This window comes from Saccharothrix obliqua (genome assembly GCF_019375475.1).
Lineage (GTDB): Bacteria > Actinomycetota > Actinomycetes > Mycobacteriales > Pseudonocardiaceae > Actinosynnema > Actinosynnema obliqua.
The window spans coordinates 24,675-40,455 of record NZ_JAHXGQ010000006.1; the positions used below are offsets into that span (position 1 = coordinate 24,675).

Annotated in this window: 12 protein-coding genes; 5 read left to right on the forward strand and 7 right to left on the reverse strand. The window is 73.0% G+C overall.

Annotated features, from left to right (window positions below):
• The 5 genes from KZQ38_RS19635 to queC are packed head-to-tail and all read right to left on the reverse strand — an operon-like array spanning position 1 to position 3,479.
• Positions 1-954 carry a hypothetical protein gene (locus KZQ38_RS19635; RefSeq protein ID WP_219443594.1) on the reverse strand — a complete coding sequence of 318 codons (954 nt, stop codon included), beginning with the start codon at positions 952-954 and terminating at the stop codon, positions 1-3.
• Entirely contained in the window at positions 951-1,772 is an 822-nt protein-coding gene (folE2, locus tag KZQ38_RS19640; RefSeq protein WP_219443595.1) for a GTP cyclohydrolase FolE2, read from the reverse strand. Before folE2 ends, KZQ38_RS19635 begins: the two co-directional genes overlap by 4 nt.
• Positions 1,769-2,128: a 6-carboxytetrahydropterin synthase QueD gene (gene queD, locus KZQ38_RS19645; RefSeq protein WP_219443596.1), complete on the reverse strand. Its 360-nt coding sequence runs from the start codon at positions 2,126-2,128 to the stop codon at positions 1,769-1,771. Before queD ends, folE2 begins: the two co-directional genes overlap by 4 nt.
• Positions 2,128-2,769 carry a 7-carboxy-7-deazaguanine synthase gene (queE, locus tag KZQ38_RS19650; RefSeq protein WP_219443597.1) on the reverse strand — a complete coding sequence of 214 codons (642 nt, stop codon included), beginning with the start codon at positions 2,767-2,769 and terminating at the stop codon, positions 2,128-2,130. The genes queD and queE overlap by 1 nt, the downstream gene beginning before the upstream one ends.
• Positions 2,769-3,479 carry a 7-cyano-7-deazaguanine synthase QueC gene (queC, locus tag KZQ38_RS19655; RefSeq protein ID WP_219443598.1) on the reverse strand — a complete coding sequence of 237 codons (711 nt, stop codon included), beginning with the start codon at positions 3,477-3,479 and terminating at the stop codon, positions 2,769-2,771. Before queC ends, queE begins: the two co-directional genes overlap by 1 nt.
• A 241-nt stretch (positions 3,480-3,720) precedes the next feature.
• Here queC and KZQ38_RS19660 point away from each other — a divergent pair, with 241 nt between their 5' ends.
• The 5 genes from KZQ38_RS19660 to KZQ38_RS19680 all read left to right on the forward strand — a co-directional run bounded on the left by KZQ38_RS19660 (position 3,721) and on the right by KZQ38_RS19680 (position 8,039).
• Positions 3,721-4,278, forward strand: a complete 558-nt coding sequence (locus KZQ38_RS19660) for a TetR/AcrR family transcriptional regulator (RefSeq protein WP_219443599.1) — start codon at positions 3,721-3,723, stop codon at positions 4,276-4,278.
• 25 nt (positions 4,279-4,303) lie between these two features.
• Positions 4,304-5,140: an exonuclease domain-containing protein gene (locus KZQ38_RS19665; protein WP_219443600.1), complete on the forward strand. Its 837-nt coding sequence runs from the start codon at positions 4,304-4,306 to the stop codon at positions 5,138-5,140.
• A 103-nt stretch (positions 5,141-5,243) separates the two neighbouring features.
• Complete coding sequence (locus KZQ38_RS19670; protein WP_219443601.1) at positions 5,244-6,068, forward strand: sensor domain-containing diguanylate cyclase; 825 nt, start codon at positions 5,244-5,246, stop codon at positions 6,066-6,068.
• Between the two features lie 1,315 nt (positions 6,069-7,383).
• Positions 7,384-7,602, forward strand: a complete 219-nt coding sequence (locus KZQ38_RS19675; RefSeq protein WP_219443602.1) for a hypothetical protein — start codon at positions 7,384-7,386, stop codon at positions 7,600-7,602.
• Positions 7,603-7,661: 59 nt separating this feature from the next.
• The gene (locus tag KZQ38_RS19680; protein WP_219443603.1) at positions 7,662-8,039 is read left to right on the forward strand and encodes a helix-turn-helix domain-containing protein; all 378 of its coding nucleotides are present in this window, start codon (positions 7,662-7,664) and stop codon (positions 8,037-8,039) included.
• A 1,387-nt stretch (positions 8,040-9,426) separates the two neighbouring features.
• Here KZQ38_RS19680 and KZQ38_RS19685 read toward each other — a convergent pair.
• Positions 9,427-14,577, reverse strand: coding sequence for an autotransporter outer membrane beta-barrel domain-containing protein (locus KZQ38_RS19685; RefSeq protein ID WP_219443604.1), 5,151 nt, complete (start codon positions 14,575-14,577; stop codon positions 9,427-9,429).
• 189 nt (positions 14,578-14,766) lie between these two features.
• Positions 14,767-15,573, reverse strand: a complete 807-nt coding sequence (locus KZQ38_RS19690; protein ID WP_219443605.1) for a hypothetical protein — start codon at positions 15,571-15,573, stop codon at positions 14,767-14,769.
• Positions 15,574-15,781 lie beyond the last annotated feature (208 nt).

Below are 15,781 nucleotides of genomic sequence, written 5' to 3' on the forward strand. Positions count from 1 at the left end.
TCAGCCGCCCACCGTCGCCGCGAACAACCGCGCGAAGCGCTTCTGCTCACACGCGAGTCCGGAATCGCGAAGCTTGCGCAACAACGAGGTGTGCGTGCTGCGTTCGGACAGGTTCTCCATGATGAACTTCCGCACGTCGTCATCACTCATCGGCTGCCGACGCGGGATTTCCCGCACACCACCGGAACTCGCCAGCGCGGCGACGTGCTCGGCCAACGTCGCGCGATCCATCGCCGAGTCGGCGGACATGCGCAGCAGCCGCTGCGCCACCCGGACGTTGAGCGCGCCGAGGCTCCCGCCCAGCACGGTCTGGAGGTGGGCGTCGCCGGGCAGCACGAACTCCCGCAGCTCGCGCGGCGGTGTCCCGCCGATCGACACGATGGACAGCCGATCCGGTGATTCCATTACCCCGATCGCACGGAGCAGGTCATCGGCGCAAGCCCGGAGGTAACTCGGCGACAGCACCACGACGAACGCGGCGTCGCGGGCTTCCCCCGCCAGGGCCTCCAACGATCTCGGTCCGGCGGCCGGACCGTCCCACCCGGTCAGCGCTTCCCACCAACTGCGTGTCTCCGCGGCCGTTTCACCCACGGAATCCTCATGCGCCGTCGCGAATGTCGCGCCATAGGGCTTCAACGGCGCGCCGACCGGGACCAGACCGTAGCCCGCGGAACACACCCAAGTGCGGGCATCCCACCCGGACACCTCCACTTGCGCACCCAGGGTTCGGGCCACCTGCCAGTGCTCACCCCCGTAGAGCAGGTCCGCGGGGCAGGACGCGGTCGAATGCCGTTCCAACGCCGAGACCCAGCGCTCCAGCCGATCAGCGACCGACGTCCGGGCGAAGCTGCCCAAGCGCAACTCGTCAGGCACCGGGCGGAGTTTGCGGTTGGCGCAGGTGACGATCACGTTGACGCGCCGCTCGGTGGGCACACCGAGAGGAAGCGGGATCATCGACCGTCCCACCGGACGAGCCCGACACCGGCCTGCGCGGGCCAGGAGATCGAGGCGAACGCCGCGTGGTCGTGAATGCTCTCATCGTTGACAACTCGAACCTGGAACGATTCCACCCGGGAATCCTTGCGCAACTCCTGCGCCACGTCACGTGCCATGTCCTCGACGAAGACCGGGTTGTCGTAAGCCTGCATGGTGACGTACCGCTCATCAGGTCGTTTGAGGAGCGGGTACACCGGTGCGGAACCGACGGACTCCGCGACGTCGATCAGGTCCTCGACCCACAACCGCTCCGCCGCCGCTGCCTGTCGCGCCCGGACGATCACGTGCCCGCGCTGGTTGTGGGCGCCGTAGTCGCTGATCTCCTTGCTGCACGGGCAAAGGCTCGTGACCGGGACGTCCACGCCGAGTTCGACCCGGCTCTCGTCGCCGTCGCAGGTCGCCGACCACACCACGTCGCACCCGAGCAGTGCGCGGGCTCCGGTCGCCGGGGCCAGGCGTTCGCGGAAGTACGTCGCGCTCACCGAGACGTGTGCCCGGGAGGCATCGAGTCGCGTCCGCACCTCGTCGACGAGGGACGCCATCGTGGCCGCCCCGATGTCCTGCGCGTGTTCGTGGACGATCTCCACGAACCTGCTCATGTGAGTGCCCTTCACCGTTTCCGGCACCGAGACCGACACCGCGAAGGTCCCGACGGTCGACTGCGCGATGCCCCTGCGGTCACGCACGACCACCGGGTAGCGCAGACCGCTCACCCCGGCCTCGTCGATCGCGATACCCCGGAGATCCGGTCGGGACTGGACGTCGTCCAGCGTCACGACTCCTCTCCCCGGTACACGCAGCCGGACGTGCAGGTCTCGCGCACCTGGACGGCGGACAGCGGCAACCGCTCGGCGAGCCGGTCCCAGATCCAGCGGGCCAGCACCTCGCTCGTCGGGTTCTCCAGACCGGGGACCTCGTTGAGGTAGTGGTGGTCGAGTTGCTCCTCCAACGGCTTGAAGGCGGCCTTCACGTCACCGAAGTCCATGACCCAGCCGGTGTCGTCACCGACCGGACCGCTGACGTGCACCTGCACCCGGTAGGAGTGCCCGTGGAGGCGGGCGCACTTGTGCCCTTCAGGGACGTTCGGCAGCCGGTGCGCGGCTTCGAACGTGAACTCGCGGAAGATCTCCATCACCGGATCCCGAGGTACTTGTGGGTTTGCAGGCTGAGGCTCCACTGGGGGTTGGCCAGGCAATACTCGACCGCCAGCCGGGTGTTCTCATCCCGGTCCGCGCTGTCCATCGGTTGCAGCAGCAGGCGGTCGAAGTCCAGGTGCTCGAACCGCTTCGGCTCGGCCCCCACCTGGGGGAACACCAGCTTCAACTCGTCACCGGAGGTGAGCACCAGATCGGCGCCCGCCTTGGGGCTGACGCAGATCCAGTCCAGTCCGGGTGGCGCGGGCTTGGTGCCGTTGGTCTCCACCGCGATCTCGAAACCGGCTCCGTGCAGAGCATCGACCAGCGGGGTGTCCACCTGCATCAGCGGTTCACCCCCGGTGCACACGACGAACGGCCGGGCGCGGTCGGCCGCAGCGCCCTGCCACGTGTCCGCGATCCGCGTCACGAGATCATCCGCCGTGGCGAACTTCCCACCGCCGGGACCGTCCGTGCCGACGAAATCCGTGTCGCAAAAGGTGCAGATCGCCTTGCTTCGTCCGGACTCGCGGCCGTTCCAGAGGTTGCAGCCCGCGAAGCGGCAGAAGACGGCCGGCCGGCCGGCGTGCGTTCCCTCGCCCTGCAACGTGTAGAAGATTTCCTTGACCTGGTAGGCCATCAGGAGAGCCGGGTGGGAGCGGCGAGTGCGGGGTCGGTCAACCCGAGTTCCGCGAAACCCCGGCCCCGGAGCAGGCACGAGTCGCACGTCCCGCACGCCCGCCCCTCCGGGCTCGGGTCGTAGCAGCTGTGGGTCAGGGAGTAGTCCACACCGAGGTCGAGACCACGCTGGATCGTCTGCGCCTTGGACAACTCGATCAGGGGAGCGTGGACGCGCAGGTCCATGGTGCCGTCGACGGCGGCCTTCGTGGCGACCCTGGCGAGGTTCTGGAACGCTTCGATGAACTCCGGGCGGCAGTCCGGGTAGCCGCTGTAGTCGACCGCGCTCACCCCGATGAAGATGTCGCTCGCACCGAGTGTTTCGGCGTAAGCCAGGGCGAACGACAGGAACACGGTGTTCCGAGCCGGCACGTAGGTGATGGGTGCTTCGCCCGAACCGACCTCGTCGGCGCTCTCGTAGTGGGGCACGTCGATGTCCGCGGTCAGCGCCGAACCGCCGAACACGCGGAGATCGATCTCGGCAATGACGTGGCCGTCGACACCGATGGCCTCGGCGACCCGCTTGGCGGCCTGGAGTTCGACGTCGTGACGCTGCCCGTACCGGAAGCTGAGGGCGTGCGGCTCGTAGCCCTCCGCGCGCGCGATGGCGAGAACGGTGGCCGAGTCCAGCCCTCCGCTGAGCAGGACCACGGCCTTGCGCTTCTCGTTCATCTCGAACCCCTCAAGATAGTGTCGGCGACCACATGCACGACGGTCACCGAAAAGTGCTGAGCGCCGGTTAGGTTACTGCAACACTAATCATCACTGAGACCCGCCCGATATACAGCACTTTTCCGAACAGTGGACGTGTGGTTGCCCCCGAGTGGACCACCGCCGAGTCGTCCGACCCCCGGCCGGCACGGCCCCGGCGGCATCGGGTGAACGTCCGGACAACCTTGCATACGATCAAGGGATGGCACCCGACCCGGCGCGGCGCAGCGACCGGTCCCGGCAGGCCATCCTCGTCGCGGCCCTGGAGCTGGTGGAGTCGGTCGGGTACGCGAAGCTGACCATCGAGTCGGTGGCGGCGCGGGCGCGGGTGGGCAAGCAGACGATCTACCGGTGGTGGTCGTCGAAGGGGGCGCTGCTGTTCGACGCGCTGGTGGAGCTGGAGGCTTCGGGGCGGGTGGTGCGGCCGTGGGGCGAGTTGGGCGACGACCTCAAGGCCGAGTTGCGCGCCGCGGTGGACGAGTTGGCGCGGCGGCGGTTCGACCAGGTGTGCCGGGTGCTGGTGCACGAGGCGCGGACGGACCTGGTGGCGTTGCTGCTCGCGCCCCGGCGGGTCGTGCTGGAGCAGCGGTTGGCGGCGGCGCGGCGGGACGGTGACATCCGCGCCGACGTGGACGTGCCCGCCGCGGCGGAGTTGTTGCTGGCGCCCGTGTACCAGCGGTGGTTGCTGCGGACCGGGCCGTTGAGCGGGTCGTTCTCCGACACGCTGGTGGACCTGACGCTCCGGGCGCTGCGCCGATGACCTTGCTCGGTAGGGTTGGCCGATCATGGGGTATGCCGTGGTCGACGTGGAGACGACCGGGTTCGCGGCGGGGCGCGCGGACCGCGTGGTCGAGGTCGCGGTGGTGGAGCTGGACGCGGCCGGGCGGCGCACCGGCGAGTGGTGCACGCTGCTGAACCCGGGCCGCGACCTGGGTCCGCGGCACGTGCACCGGATCAGCGCCGCCGACGTGTGGGACGCGCCGACGTTCGCGGGGGTGGCGGGCGCGTTGGCGCGGCGGCTCGCGGGACGGGTGCTGGTGGCGCACAACCTCGCGTTCGACGCCCGGTTCCTGGCGGCCGAGTTCGCCCGGCTCGGCGTGGACGTCGCGTTGGACGGCCTGTGCACGATGCTGCTCGCGCCCCGGTTCCTGCCCGGCGCGGGCCGTTCCCTGCGAGCGTGCTGCGCCGCCGCCGGCATCGACCTGGCCGACGCGCACTCCGCGTTGCACGACGCCCGCGCCACCGGGCAACTGCTCGCCCACTACCTGCGGCACGGGCCGTTGACCGGTCCGCTGGTGCCGTGGCCGCGGGTGGCGGGCGACGACGTGCCGGAGGTGCGGCGCGGGCACGCGGTGGTCGCCGCCGAGCGGCCGGACGTCGCGTTGCGGCCCGGTGACGTCGTCGTGTTCACCGGGCAGATGGCGGAGCCGAGGGACGTGTGGGAGTCGCGGGCGCACGCGGCGGGGCTGGTCAGCCAGGGGTGGGTGACCCGGTCGACGCGGGTGCTGGTGGCGGCCGACCCGTTCACGCTGTCCGGCAAGGCGCGGCGGGCGCGGGCGTACCGGGTGCCGATCGTGTCCGAAGAGGACTTCCACGACCTGGTCGGTGCGTTACAACGGTGACCAAAGATCACCGTACCGGGTGGTGTTGGGGCTATTGAAATGCCCGCGACCTGTGGGGATGCTCTTGACGGACAGGCTCCATCCGGCGGAGGGCACGAGTCCTATGAGCACCGTGCAGAGCAGTGCCGTGTGGGACGAACTCGTGTCCGGGCTGCCGTACGGGGTGCTGCTGCTGGACGGCTCCGGCGCCGTCCTCGCGGGCAACCGGGCCGCCTGCGCGTTGATGGGCGTGCTGCCCGGCCACCCGCGGCCCGAGGCACGCGACCCCTCCGGCGCGCCGCTGCCCACCTGCGCCGAGCTGGCCGAGCAGGTGCTGCGCACCAGGGCGCCCCTGGTGATACCCATGGTCCTGCCGCACGCGAAGGTGTGGGCCGAGTACCAGCCGCTGGAGCCGCGCGGGCAGGTGCTGCTGGTGCTGCGGCCCGTGCAGGCGGACGTGCCGAACTCGGCGCGGATGCTGGACGCGTTGACCGGGTTGCCGGGGCGGGCGCTGCTGCTGGACCGGCTCGACCAGGCGTTGGTGCGGGCGCGGACGCACGGGACGCTCGCTTCGCTCGTGCTGGCCGACGTGCGCCAGCTCGCGGCGGTGAACCGGGAGCACGGGTTCGAGCGCGGTGATGAGTTGCTGACCGTCATCGCGAGCCGCCTGCGTGCGGGGTTGCGGGAGGACTACACGGTGGCGCGGTACGGCGGGGACGAGTTCGCCGTGGTGGCCGAGCACCCGAACGGCAGCGGTGAGGCGCTTGCGGCGCGGGTGCGGGAGTTGGCCGGGCGGGGGGTGCGCATCGCCGGCCGTCGGGTGCGGCCCGGGGTGCGTGCGTGCTGGGTGACGAGCGACGGTGCCGCGTCACCCCACTCCGTCATCGCTTACGTGGAGGAGCGGCTGCGGCAAAAGGCGCCCGTCTGCGACCTGACCCCGGACCGCTGAACATTCCGAGGAAATACTTTTGGCGGCAGTCGCGCCGGGCACAACGGCTCACGCGAACTATGCGCCGGAAGCATCAGGCGCGAATTTCGGGGATCATGTTCCCGACTTCAGGTGATGCGCGAACCCGCACGCGCGTCGGACGCGGTTCAGCGACCGCCAGCCGATTCGGGAGCGGCTGGACCGCAGTATGCGGGCGCGGGAGCGCGTGACATCTCTTGTGGACTACCGGGTCGGGAGTACGCGTTTTTTCGTGTCAAGGCGTCGCAAGCCGTGTCATGCTGTGTCAAACCCGTGCGCGTGGTTGTGGGCCGTCGCGGTTCAGCCCAAGGTGGAGCCCGACCCCGTCGCGTCAGCCGGGGGGAGCGGCCTAAAAGCCACCGCTGTGCCCAGGGGAAGGAGTCCGGCGATGTCACGTCCAGCAACTTCGGTCGCCAATGGTGACGCGCTATTACCCTTTCCCGTCCCGCCGGCGACGGGTGCGGCCGTTTTCGTGGTCCGGTGGCGGCTCGCGCGACACGCGTCGCGGTGCGCCAGCGCCGTGCCCGCGGGCGGGTCCGCCGGGGCGGCGGCCGGTGGTGGTAGCCGACCGGTCCGGGCGTGGTCGCCACCCCATCTGCGCAGTTCACAGACGCTCCAGGCAGTCACCTGACCAGAGACTGGCTACACTGGTGAGGTGACTTTCGTCGTATCCGGCCGGGTGTTCGCGAGCCCCGGGCACCGGGTGCGCGTGGGAAGCGTTTCCGCGTGATCGCGCCACCGGCGTGGCGTGCTAATTTCATCCCCCTCTGCTGTCTCGGTTTTCGCGCGTGACAACGACCGCGCCTGGTCGTGCGATGTGGCCACACCGTCGCCGATGACCCCGAGATTTCCCGGAGCCTCCTCCTGTAATCGGCTTGGACGCGGGCGTCGGGATCCCAAGAAAGGCCCCCTGTGCCAGCGGGGGGCCTTTCGCTTTCCCATCTGTTTTGCGCCATTCGCTTGTGGGTGCGTTTGTGGGACATGCGATGGAGGTTCACATTCCCGCCGCGTCCCCGAGGCTCAAGCCGTGTGGAATGCTCGCATTGCAAGTACGTGGCAATTGCGGCAACGGACTGCCCGAGTGGGCGGTTGCCGGGTAACCGAGTAATGCTCGTTAATTCCGGTAACCCTGAGATTTCCCTTAGACCGTCGTCTACGCCCCTGATGGTGTTACACACGTTCGATTGAACTGTCGTATGCTTTCTCCGAGCACCCCCCGATCTGGCAGTCGTGGGTGCTCCGTGGGCCTCGACAAGTCCCGCGTCCAAGCCGCTACAGAAGGAAGGAGGTGAGGCAGGTGAGCCCCTACTGGGTTTGTTTCCTGTGGATCACCGGCGTTCTCGCGCCGTCCCTGTTCATCCCGCTGGTGCTGCACGGCTACTCGCTCGACGACGCCGCCACGGCATCCGGCTTGATGGCCATGGTCGCGGCCGAGGTCGCGGTGCGCATCTTCGGCAACACTCCTGGCGCCGGCGGCGCCGGTGGTAACCCGGCGCTCGGCCCGGCAACGGCCTGAGCCGCGTGACCACCTCGCGTGGACGCCCGCCTGGGCGTCCACGCAGGAAGGAGATCTCCATGTCCCACGAGACCCCGGAGGCCGCGGCCGCGATCGAGGATTTGGGTTACCGGCTGCGCCGGGCCCGCCGCGACGCCGGTGAGCTGTCCTTGCGAGACCTGTCCCGACGTACCAACCACGCCGCCTCGCCCAGCACCGTGCAACGGGCGTTGAGCGGCAAGGTCCTGCCCGCGTGGCGGGTCGTCGACGCGTTGCTGCGCTTGGGCTTCGGCATCGACAAGCAGACGGTGGACACCGAGTGGCGTCCCCTCTGGGTCGCCGCCAAGGACCTGGTGGACCCGCTCGACCCGCCGGTCCGACCGGTCGACCCCGACACGCGTGCTGGTAGTGCGGTCGTGCACATCACCACCGCACGGGCCCACCTCAGGACGGCCTGACCACACCACCCACGGCCCCGGCGACCACGTCGCCGGGGCCTTTGTTGTTGCGGGGGCGTGGCCTTGAGCCGGGAGGTCGCGGCCGGGGGCTGGCTGTGGGGCGGGAGATCAGGAATGGGTGCGGGTGAGCTGAAGCCGGGCGAGCCGGGCGGGGCGACCGGCCGGGCGCGCCGCGGATGGCAGGGCGGAGCGGGCTGGGCCGGGCGAGGGGGCGCAGGCAGGGGCAGGCGGGGCGGGCCGGAGCGGAATCAGTTGGGGCCGGGCGGAACGGGACCGAGCCGGCTGGAGCTGGGCGGAGCGGGTTGGCGGAGCGGGCCGGAGCAGGCTGGCCGGGGCGGCCAGGGCCTGAGGGGGCTGGCAGGGGGTGCCGCGGAGGGACCGGGCTGGGGAAACGCGGGCCGGAGCGGAGTGGGCTGGGTGGCGCGGAGTGGGCCTGGCCCGGGGGCAGGCAGGGGCGGAGCGCAATGGCCGGCGCGGAGCACGGAGGCGGAGGCCGCGCGGAGGAGGCTTGGGGTGAAGGGCCGAGCGGGCGGGGCGGAATGGGTTGGGGTCGGGTGAGTTGGGGCCGAGTCGGCTGGAACTGGGCGGGCAAGGCCGAGGGACAGGCGCGGGGCGGAGTGGGCGGGGTGGAGGGGGCAGACCGGCGCGCCGCGGAGGGGTGGCCGGGCGGGGGCGGAGGGCAGCAAGGGGGAAGGGGGCAGCCGGGGTGCGCCGGGTTGGGGGGCGGGCCGGAGCGGAGGGGGCTGGGGCCGGTTGGCCGGGGTGGGCGGGTTGAGGTGGGCGTGGTTGGGCGGAGCGGACAGGCGCGGAGGGAGCAGGTCAGCGCGCCGCAGGGGGGCGGCCGGACGGGCCGGAGCAAGCCGGGCCTAGGCAGGGCGGCCAGGGCGGGGCGAAGGGGAGCTGGCCGGGGCGCGCCGGGTTCCAGGGGGAGGGCGGGGCGGAACGGGGGTGGGCCGGGCTGCTGGAGCTGGGCGGGTTGGCCGGGCCGGGCGGGTAGAGGCGGGCGTGGTTCGGCGAAGCGGACCGGGGAGGGGCCGAGCGCAGCGGGGCGAGCGCAGCGGAAGGGCCGGGCGTGGAATGGGCGGTTGGGCGGAGCGGGCCGGGGAGGGGCCGAGGGCAGAGAGGCCGAGCGCAGCGGGTGGGGTGAGCGGGGGCGGGCGCGGAAGGGGCGAGCGCAGCGGGGCGAGCGCAGCGGAAGGGGCGGGCGCGGAAGGGGCGGTTGGGCGGAGCGCCGGGGGCGAGGGCGGAGAGGCCGAGCGCAGCGAGCGGAGGCGGGCGCGGAAGGGCGGGCGAGGGGGGTTGGGCGAGGGGGGTTGGGCGGGGCGTGGGGAAGGGCAGAGCCCCCGGCGGGGGTGCCGGGGGCTCTGGGGTGGGTGGGTTGGGTGGGTCAGATGCGTGGGAGGACGACGGTGTCTTCCGTGCTGGCGGACCGGGCACCGGTTGCGGTTAGGGCCTGGTCTGCCCTGGTGCTGGCGATGGTGGTCAGGGGGGTGATGCCGTCCAGCGGGTTGAAGCCGAGGGTGCTTACGGCGGGGGTGGAGGTGGTTCGGTTTTGGGCCACGCCTGGCACGGGGAGCACGAACGGCAGGTCCATCGGGGATGCGATTGGCAGGTTGGGCAGGGCGCGCTGGCCTAGCGGCAGGAGTTGGCTGAGTTGGTTCAGGCTTTCGGTGCCCTGGATCACCGGGGTGAGGCCGACCGTGTTGCCGAGGACGGGCAGGTTGTGGCGGGCGCGTTCGCCGGTTGGCACCAGAGGGTTGCTGGGGAGGCCCGAACGGTGACCGGTGGGCAGGAGGTGGCCGGCTACTGGGAGGTGGCTGGTGGTCGAGGTGTGGGTGGCGGGCGCGGGCTGGGTGGCAGGCGCCGGCTGGGTGGCGGACGAGGTGTGGTTGGAGGGCAGTACCTGGCCAGCCACCGGGAGGTGGCTCGTGGTCGAAGTGTGGGTGGCGGGCGCGGACTGGGTGGTGGGCGACGTGTGGTTGGCGAGCGGCACCTGGCCGGCTACCGGGAGGTGGCTCGTCGTTGAAGTGTGGGTGGCGGGCGCCGGCTGGGTGGCGGGCGACGTGTGGTTGGCGGACAGGAGGTGGCCGGCTACCGGGAGGTGGCTGGTGGTCGAGGTGCGGGTGGCGGGCGCGGGCTGGGTGGCCGACGGGGTGTGGTTGGCGAGGGGTACCTGGCCGGCTACCGGGAGGTGGCTGGTGGTCGAGGTGTGAGTGGTGGGCGCGGACTGGGGGGTCGGCGCGGGCTGGGGGGTGGACGAGTTGGTGGGAGTGGGTGGCGTGGGGAGGTGGGCTGCGGCGGAGAAGGTGGAGAGGTTCGTCAGGTCACGGGTGTTGCGCGTGGTGTGGAGTTCGGCGGTTGGGTGGTGTCGGGGGATGACCGCGGTGGGCAGGTCGGCCGTGTGCAGGTCGGCCGCGGGAAGGTCCGCCGGGGGCAGGTCCGCGGGTAGCCGGGTGGACGTCAGGTCCAGCGGGGGCAGGATGGTCGTCGGCAGGTCGGCGTCCGGGTGCTGGGGCAGGTCGGGCGCGTGCGGGGTGAGCAGCTGGGACGCGCTGGGCAGGTCGAAGTCGGCCTGCGTGACCGGGTCCTGGGTGCCGTGGGGCCTGGGGGGCGTGGTCGGCAGGACCGCCGTGGGGGTTTCGTCGGCGGTGGGCTCGGGGTGGGTGGCCTGGTCGGCGGGCTCGGGGGTGTACGCGTCCTGGTCGGCGGGCTCGGGGGTGTACTCGTCCTGGTCGTCGTGCTGGGGGAAGTCGAACTCGTAGTGCGGGTGGGTGCTGCCGCCCGGTCGGTACGGGTAGTCGGGCGTCGCGTACGACGGGATCTCGTACTGCGGCAGGTCGTACTGGGGCAGGTCGTGGTGGCGGACCCCGTCGTGCCGCCGGCCGTTCACGTGCGAGCCGCCGGCGTGCGAGGCGGTGGTGACCTCGTGACGTGCCCGGGTGGGACGCGCGGCGCGGTCCGGCCGGAGGGCGTGACGCAGGTCGTGGCCCTGGACCTCGGAAGCGGAGAGCATCCCGCTCATGGAGCCGTACTCCGGCGCCTTGCCCGGGAACGCGGACGGCATCACGAACTCGACCGTCGGCGCGCCGCCTGCCGTCGAGTGCGTCGGCAGGTCACGCGCCGTGGGCCCGCCGGGGATCTTCGGCAGCACGGTCGTGTCGGCGAGGGCACCGGGCACCTGCTTCAGCAGCTGCGACGGGGCGGGCACCTGGAGGGCGTCCACGGTGCGGGCCAGGTCGGGCACGGGCAGCCGGTCGACCGCCTCGAACGGGTCGACCAGGCGCGACGGGTCGGACAGGCGGGACGGGTCGACCACGGAGCTGGTGTCGACCAGGTCGGACGGGTCCTCCAGGCGCGACGGGTCCACCACGCGGGACGGGTCCACCACGCGGGACGGGTCGGGCATCCGGCTCGGGTCGGCGATCCGGGACGGGTCCACCACCCGGGTCGGGTCGAGCGGACCGCCGTGCCGGGCGATCGTGGACGGGTCGGTGAGGCGCTCCGGGTCCGCGGTGGCCGGGTCGACCACGCGGGCGGGATCGGCCACGCGGGGCGGCTGCACGACCCTCACCCGCGGCTCGCCGATCAGCGGTGACGTGTCGACCACCTGCTCGGTGTCCACGAAACGGATGGGCTCGCCGCGGTGCGCCGGGTCGAGCGCGCGGTGCGGCGCGACCAGCCGGGACGGGTCGGTCATGCGGGACGGGTCGACGTACCGGGTGTGGTCCACCGCGGCCGGTGCCTCGGCGAGGTTCGCCGGGTCGAGCAACGCGACCGGGTCGAGGTACTCACGCCGCACGCCCAGGTCGGACAGGCGGTCCAACGTGCCGTACGAGCGCAACCGGTCGAGGCTCGCCAGCAACGGCACCTCGGTGGCCCGCAGGTGGTGGTCGACGATGGGCGGCAGCTGGATGCCCTCCCGGACGACCTTGCGCACGGGTTCCACCCCGTCCTCGCCGGCCGGTTCCTCGGCGCGGGCGGTGGCGTCGCCGACGACCGCGGCCGGCACGTCCACCAGGCTGATGCCGTCGGGCACCGGCAGGGCGTGGTGGTCCTGGGCGAGGGCGGTGGCGAGAGAAGCCGCGGTCGCGGCGACCGTGGTGGCTGCCGCGGCGACGGCGCCGGACGGGTCGACCGCGGTGGGGGTGGCGGCGGTGCGCGCGGACGGGGGAGCGGGCGCGTCGGCCGGTGCCGGTGCGACAGCGGGCGCGTCTACCAAGGGGACTCCGGTGTGCGTGGCGGTGCCGCCCGAGTGGGCGTGGTGGGTGCTGTCCGCGGTGGACGTGGCGTGGCCGACCACGGACACGGCGTCGCCGTACGCCTCGGGTTCGGCGTCCACTGGTGCGGTGAGCAGGTTGCCGGACAGGGTCGACGCCCAGCCCTTGGTGGCGTGGTTGCCGCCGGACACCAGTTCGGTGTTGTTCACGGCGGTGGACTCGCCGGTGCCGGCGGCGGACGCCGTGTCGCCGAACGCCTGGAGCGGCACGGCCGGTTGCGCGGCCACCCCGTTGCCGGACAGCGAACCCCGGTCGCCCGAGGTGTGCACGTCGCCGCCCGCGAGCGAGCGGACCTGGTTCCGGGCCGTGCTGCGCGCGTTGCCGCCCGCGCCGACCGCGCTGCCGAACACCTGCGGCGCGCCGGCTTCGGGGACGGAGGCCACGTTGCCCGCGAGCGAACCCGCCTCGCCGGTCGAGGTGGCCGGACCGCCGGCCCGGGAGTCCAGCGCGCTCGTCGCGGTGGCCGAGCCGTTGCCCGCGCCGAGCGCCGTGACGCCGAAGACCTGGGCCGGGTTCGACGTCGGCGCCTCCACCACGTTGCCCGCGAGCGAGCCGTGCTTGCCGGTCGCCTGGGCGGGACCGCCCGCGACGAGCCTGGTGTCGGAGTCGGCGGTGGAGGTGGGGTTGGCGACCGCGCCGCCCGCGTTGCCGAAGAACTGACCGCCGAGCGCCGTGGGTGCGGTGACGACGTTGCTGGACACGGTTCCGTTGTCGTCCTTGGCGTTGGCCGGGCCGCCCGAGCGGATGAGCTTGGTCTCCGCGGTGCGGCCGGACGCGTTGCCGACGACGCCCGCGCCGTTGCCGAAGCCCTCCGCGGGCGTGGCGAGCGGCGCCTTCGCGATGTTGCCCGCGCCGACGGCGTCGTTGCCGAGCGAGCCGGTGTAGCCGCCCGCGCCGGACTCGACGTCGTTGGCGCACGCGCCGTCCGCGACGCCGCCCGCCGTGACCCCGTTGCCGCACAGGTCGGCCGCGCCCGCCGATGGGGCGTCGGCCGCGTTGCCGGACAACGACGAGCGCTCGCCGAGGGTCAGCGCGTCACCGCCCGCGGTGGACCGGGTGCGGTTGGCGTGGCGGGCGGCGGTGTTGCCGAGCGCGGATCCGGAGTTGCCGTTGAGCGCGACCGGCAGGCCGGCCGGCGCGTTCACCACCTCGCCCGCCGCCACCGAGTCGTTGCCGCTGGTGCGTGACGACCCGCCGGCCGTGGCGCGGTACTCGGACCGGCCGGTGGTGTCGGCGTTGCCCAGCGCGCCGGTGGCGTTGTCGGCCACCGACACGGGCACCGCGCCCTGGGGTTCGACCACCGCGCCGGACGCGGTGCCGTCCTCGCCGCTGGTGTCGACCCACCGGCGCGCGTTGAACCGGCCGGGCGCGTCGTCGCCCGCCCGCGACTCGACCTCGTTGGCCGCGGCGGTGTCGGCGTTGCCCGCCGCGCCGACCGCGTTGCCGTGCACGGCCGCGGACGACGCGACCGGCACGCCCGCGACGTTGCCGCTGCCGGAGCCGCGGTCGCCGCCGGAGGTGAGCGCGCCGCCGGACCGGGCGGTGCTGCGCGCGGTGGAACCGCTGTCGGCGGTGCCGCCCACCGCGACGCCGTTGTCGGCGACCTGGGTGGGCAGCGCCTGCTGGACGGCGGTGGCGTTGCCGGACAACGCGCCGTCCGAGCCGTCGGTGACGACACCGCCGCCGGACCGGGTCTCCTGCCGCGCGGCGGTCCTGGTCTGCGCGTCGGCGAGGAGCCCGACCGCGTTGCCGGACACCAGGACCGGGTCCGCGCCGTGCACGGCGGCCGTGTTGCCGCCGAGGGTGCCGTGCGCGCCGCCGGTCCGGGTCTCGCCGGTGGTCTCGGTGATCTGCTCGCACTCCTGCGCCGCACGCGCGTCCGCGCCCGCCGCGACGGCGTTGCCGCACGCCTTGACCGGGACGAGCAGGTCGACGTCGACGGCGTTGCCGCGGGTGAGCTGCGTGTGGTCGACACCGTTGAGGCGGTCGCGCGTGGCGCGGACCAGCGGGTTGGCGGGGGCGGCGGCGCGGACCTGCTCCGTGTCGACCTCGCGGTCCACCTCGGGCAGGTCGCGGTTGCCCGCCGCGGTGCCCAGGTTGTTCTCGTCGACCTCGATCGGCACCCGCACCCGCGCGTCCAGCGGTGAGGGCGGGTCGTCGGGGCTCACGTTCTCGTGGGCTGAGGCGATGCCCGTGCCGAGCATCAGCAGGCCACCCGTGACAAGTGCGGATTGGAATCCGCGCTTGGCCCAGGTTTGCATGGGTTCTCCTTCGTCGGTGTCTCTCGTCGAGGGGAGGTGAGGGTGGTCGGGACGCCTGCGCAGCGTCGGGTGGCGACCACCCGGGACTTGGTGGTGCGCGGCTTCTCGACCGGAGTTGCAGCGGTGCGCGAGAGCGCGACGGTCGAGCAACCCGACGGCCGGTGGGCCGTCGTGGACCGCGCGCTGGCGTCAGTCGGGGGTGATGCCGGGCTGCTTGCCGGGCATCACGGAGTTCCGCCCGGTGGGGGGCACTACGGCCCGGGCCACGGCGGAGGTGTGGTGGTCGGTGGACACGCCCGTGGACGGGCCGCTGCCACCGTTCGCGGAACCGGGTCCGTCACCGCCGCACGCGCAGTGCGCCGGCACCCCGGGCGGCGCGAGCGGGGCGAGCGGCGGGGCGGCCGGGTCCCCCGGCTGGGAGCGCTGGGCGTCGTCGCCCGGTGCGTCGAGCGGCTGCGCCGGAGCGGGCGCCCAGGTCTGGCGGAACTCGCCGAACGGGTCCGCCGCCACCGGGCCGGCCGGGAGGGGCGCGACGGCCGCGGTCCCGGTCGGTTGGGCGGGTGCTTCACCGGCCGGCCGCGCCACCGGGGAGGTGGCGCGGACCGGGCCGGCGGGTGACGTCGCGACGGGGTGGGTCGCGACGGGGTGGAGTTCGATCGGGCGGAGGTCGGCCAGGTCGAGTTCGGGCAGGCCGAGCGCGACCGCGTCGCGGAGACCGCCCGCGACGTGGTGGCCGAGGTCGGGTGGCGTCGCGTCGACCGCCCGGTGGGCGTGCAACGCGGCGTCGAGGTCGCGCACGGTCGCACCGACCGGTGCGACGACCTCCGGTGCGGCGTCCACGGCACGAACGACCACGCCGACCACGCCGATCACGTCGTGGTCGGCGGGTTGCGCGGAGGCCGCGGTCGTGGACAACGCCCAGGCGGCGGCAGTGCCAGCCAGCGCGCCGCCGGCGGCCAGCAGGGCGCGGGAGAGCAGCCGCTGCGCGCGGCTCACCCCCGCACCCGCTCGCCGACCGGCCGACGACCGCACTGGTACCTCCACCTGAACGCCTAGGGATGTGCCGGCACAGCGGATCGGAAAGGATCAAGCCGACGCCGACGAGCGTGCCAGGGTGCGGACCCGGGGCGCACCCCTTCGCCGGCGGGTTCGCCGGATCGTGTGATCGACACAGCGTGTTGCCGGCCGTGACAACGGGTAGCCG

What these genes read in the sequence shown, in the direction of transcription:
- KZQ38_RS19635 (WP_219443594.1), bottom strand. Translation starts at nt 954, where the DNA reads ATGATCCCGCTTCCTCTCGGTGTGCCCACCGAGCGGCGCGTCAACGTG.
- queD (WP_219443596.1), bottom strand. Translation starts at nt 2,128, where the DNA reads ATGGAGATCTTCCGCGAGTTCACGTTCGAAGCCGCGCACCGGCTGCCG.
- queE (WP_219443597.1), bottom strand. Translation starts at nt 2,769, where the DNA reads ATGGCCTACCAGGTCAAGGAAATCTTCTACACGTTGCAGGGCGAGGGA.
- queC (WP_219443598.1), bottom strand. Translation starts at nt 3,479, where the DNA reads ATGAACGAGAAGCGCAAGGCCGTGGTCCTGCTCAGCGGAGGGCTGGAC.
- KZQ38_RS19660 (WP_219443599.1), top strand. Translation starts at nt 3,721, where the DNA reads ATGGCACCCGACCCGGCGCGGCGCAGCGACCGGTCCCGGCAGGCCATC.
- KZQ38_RS19665 (WP_219443600.1), top strand. Translation starts at nt 4,304, where the DNA reads ATGGGGTATGCCGTGGTCGACGTGGAGACGACCGGGTTCGCGGCGGGG.
- KZQ38_RS19670 (WP_219443601.1), top strand. Translation starts at nt 5,244, where the DNA reads ATGAGCACCGTGCAGAGCAGTGCCGTGTGGGACGAACTCGTGTCCGGG.
- KZQ38_RS19680 (WP_219443603.1), top strand. Translation starts at nt 7,662, where the DNA reads ATGTCCCACGAGACCCCGGAGGCCGCGGCCGCGATCGAGGATTTGGGT.
- KZQ38_RS19685 (WP_219443604.1), bottom strand. Translation starts at nt 14,577, where the DNA reads ATGCAAACCTGGGCCAAGCGCGGATTCCAATCCGCACTTGTCACGGGT.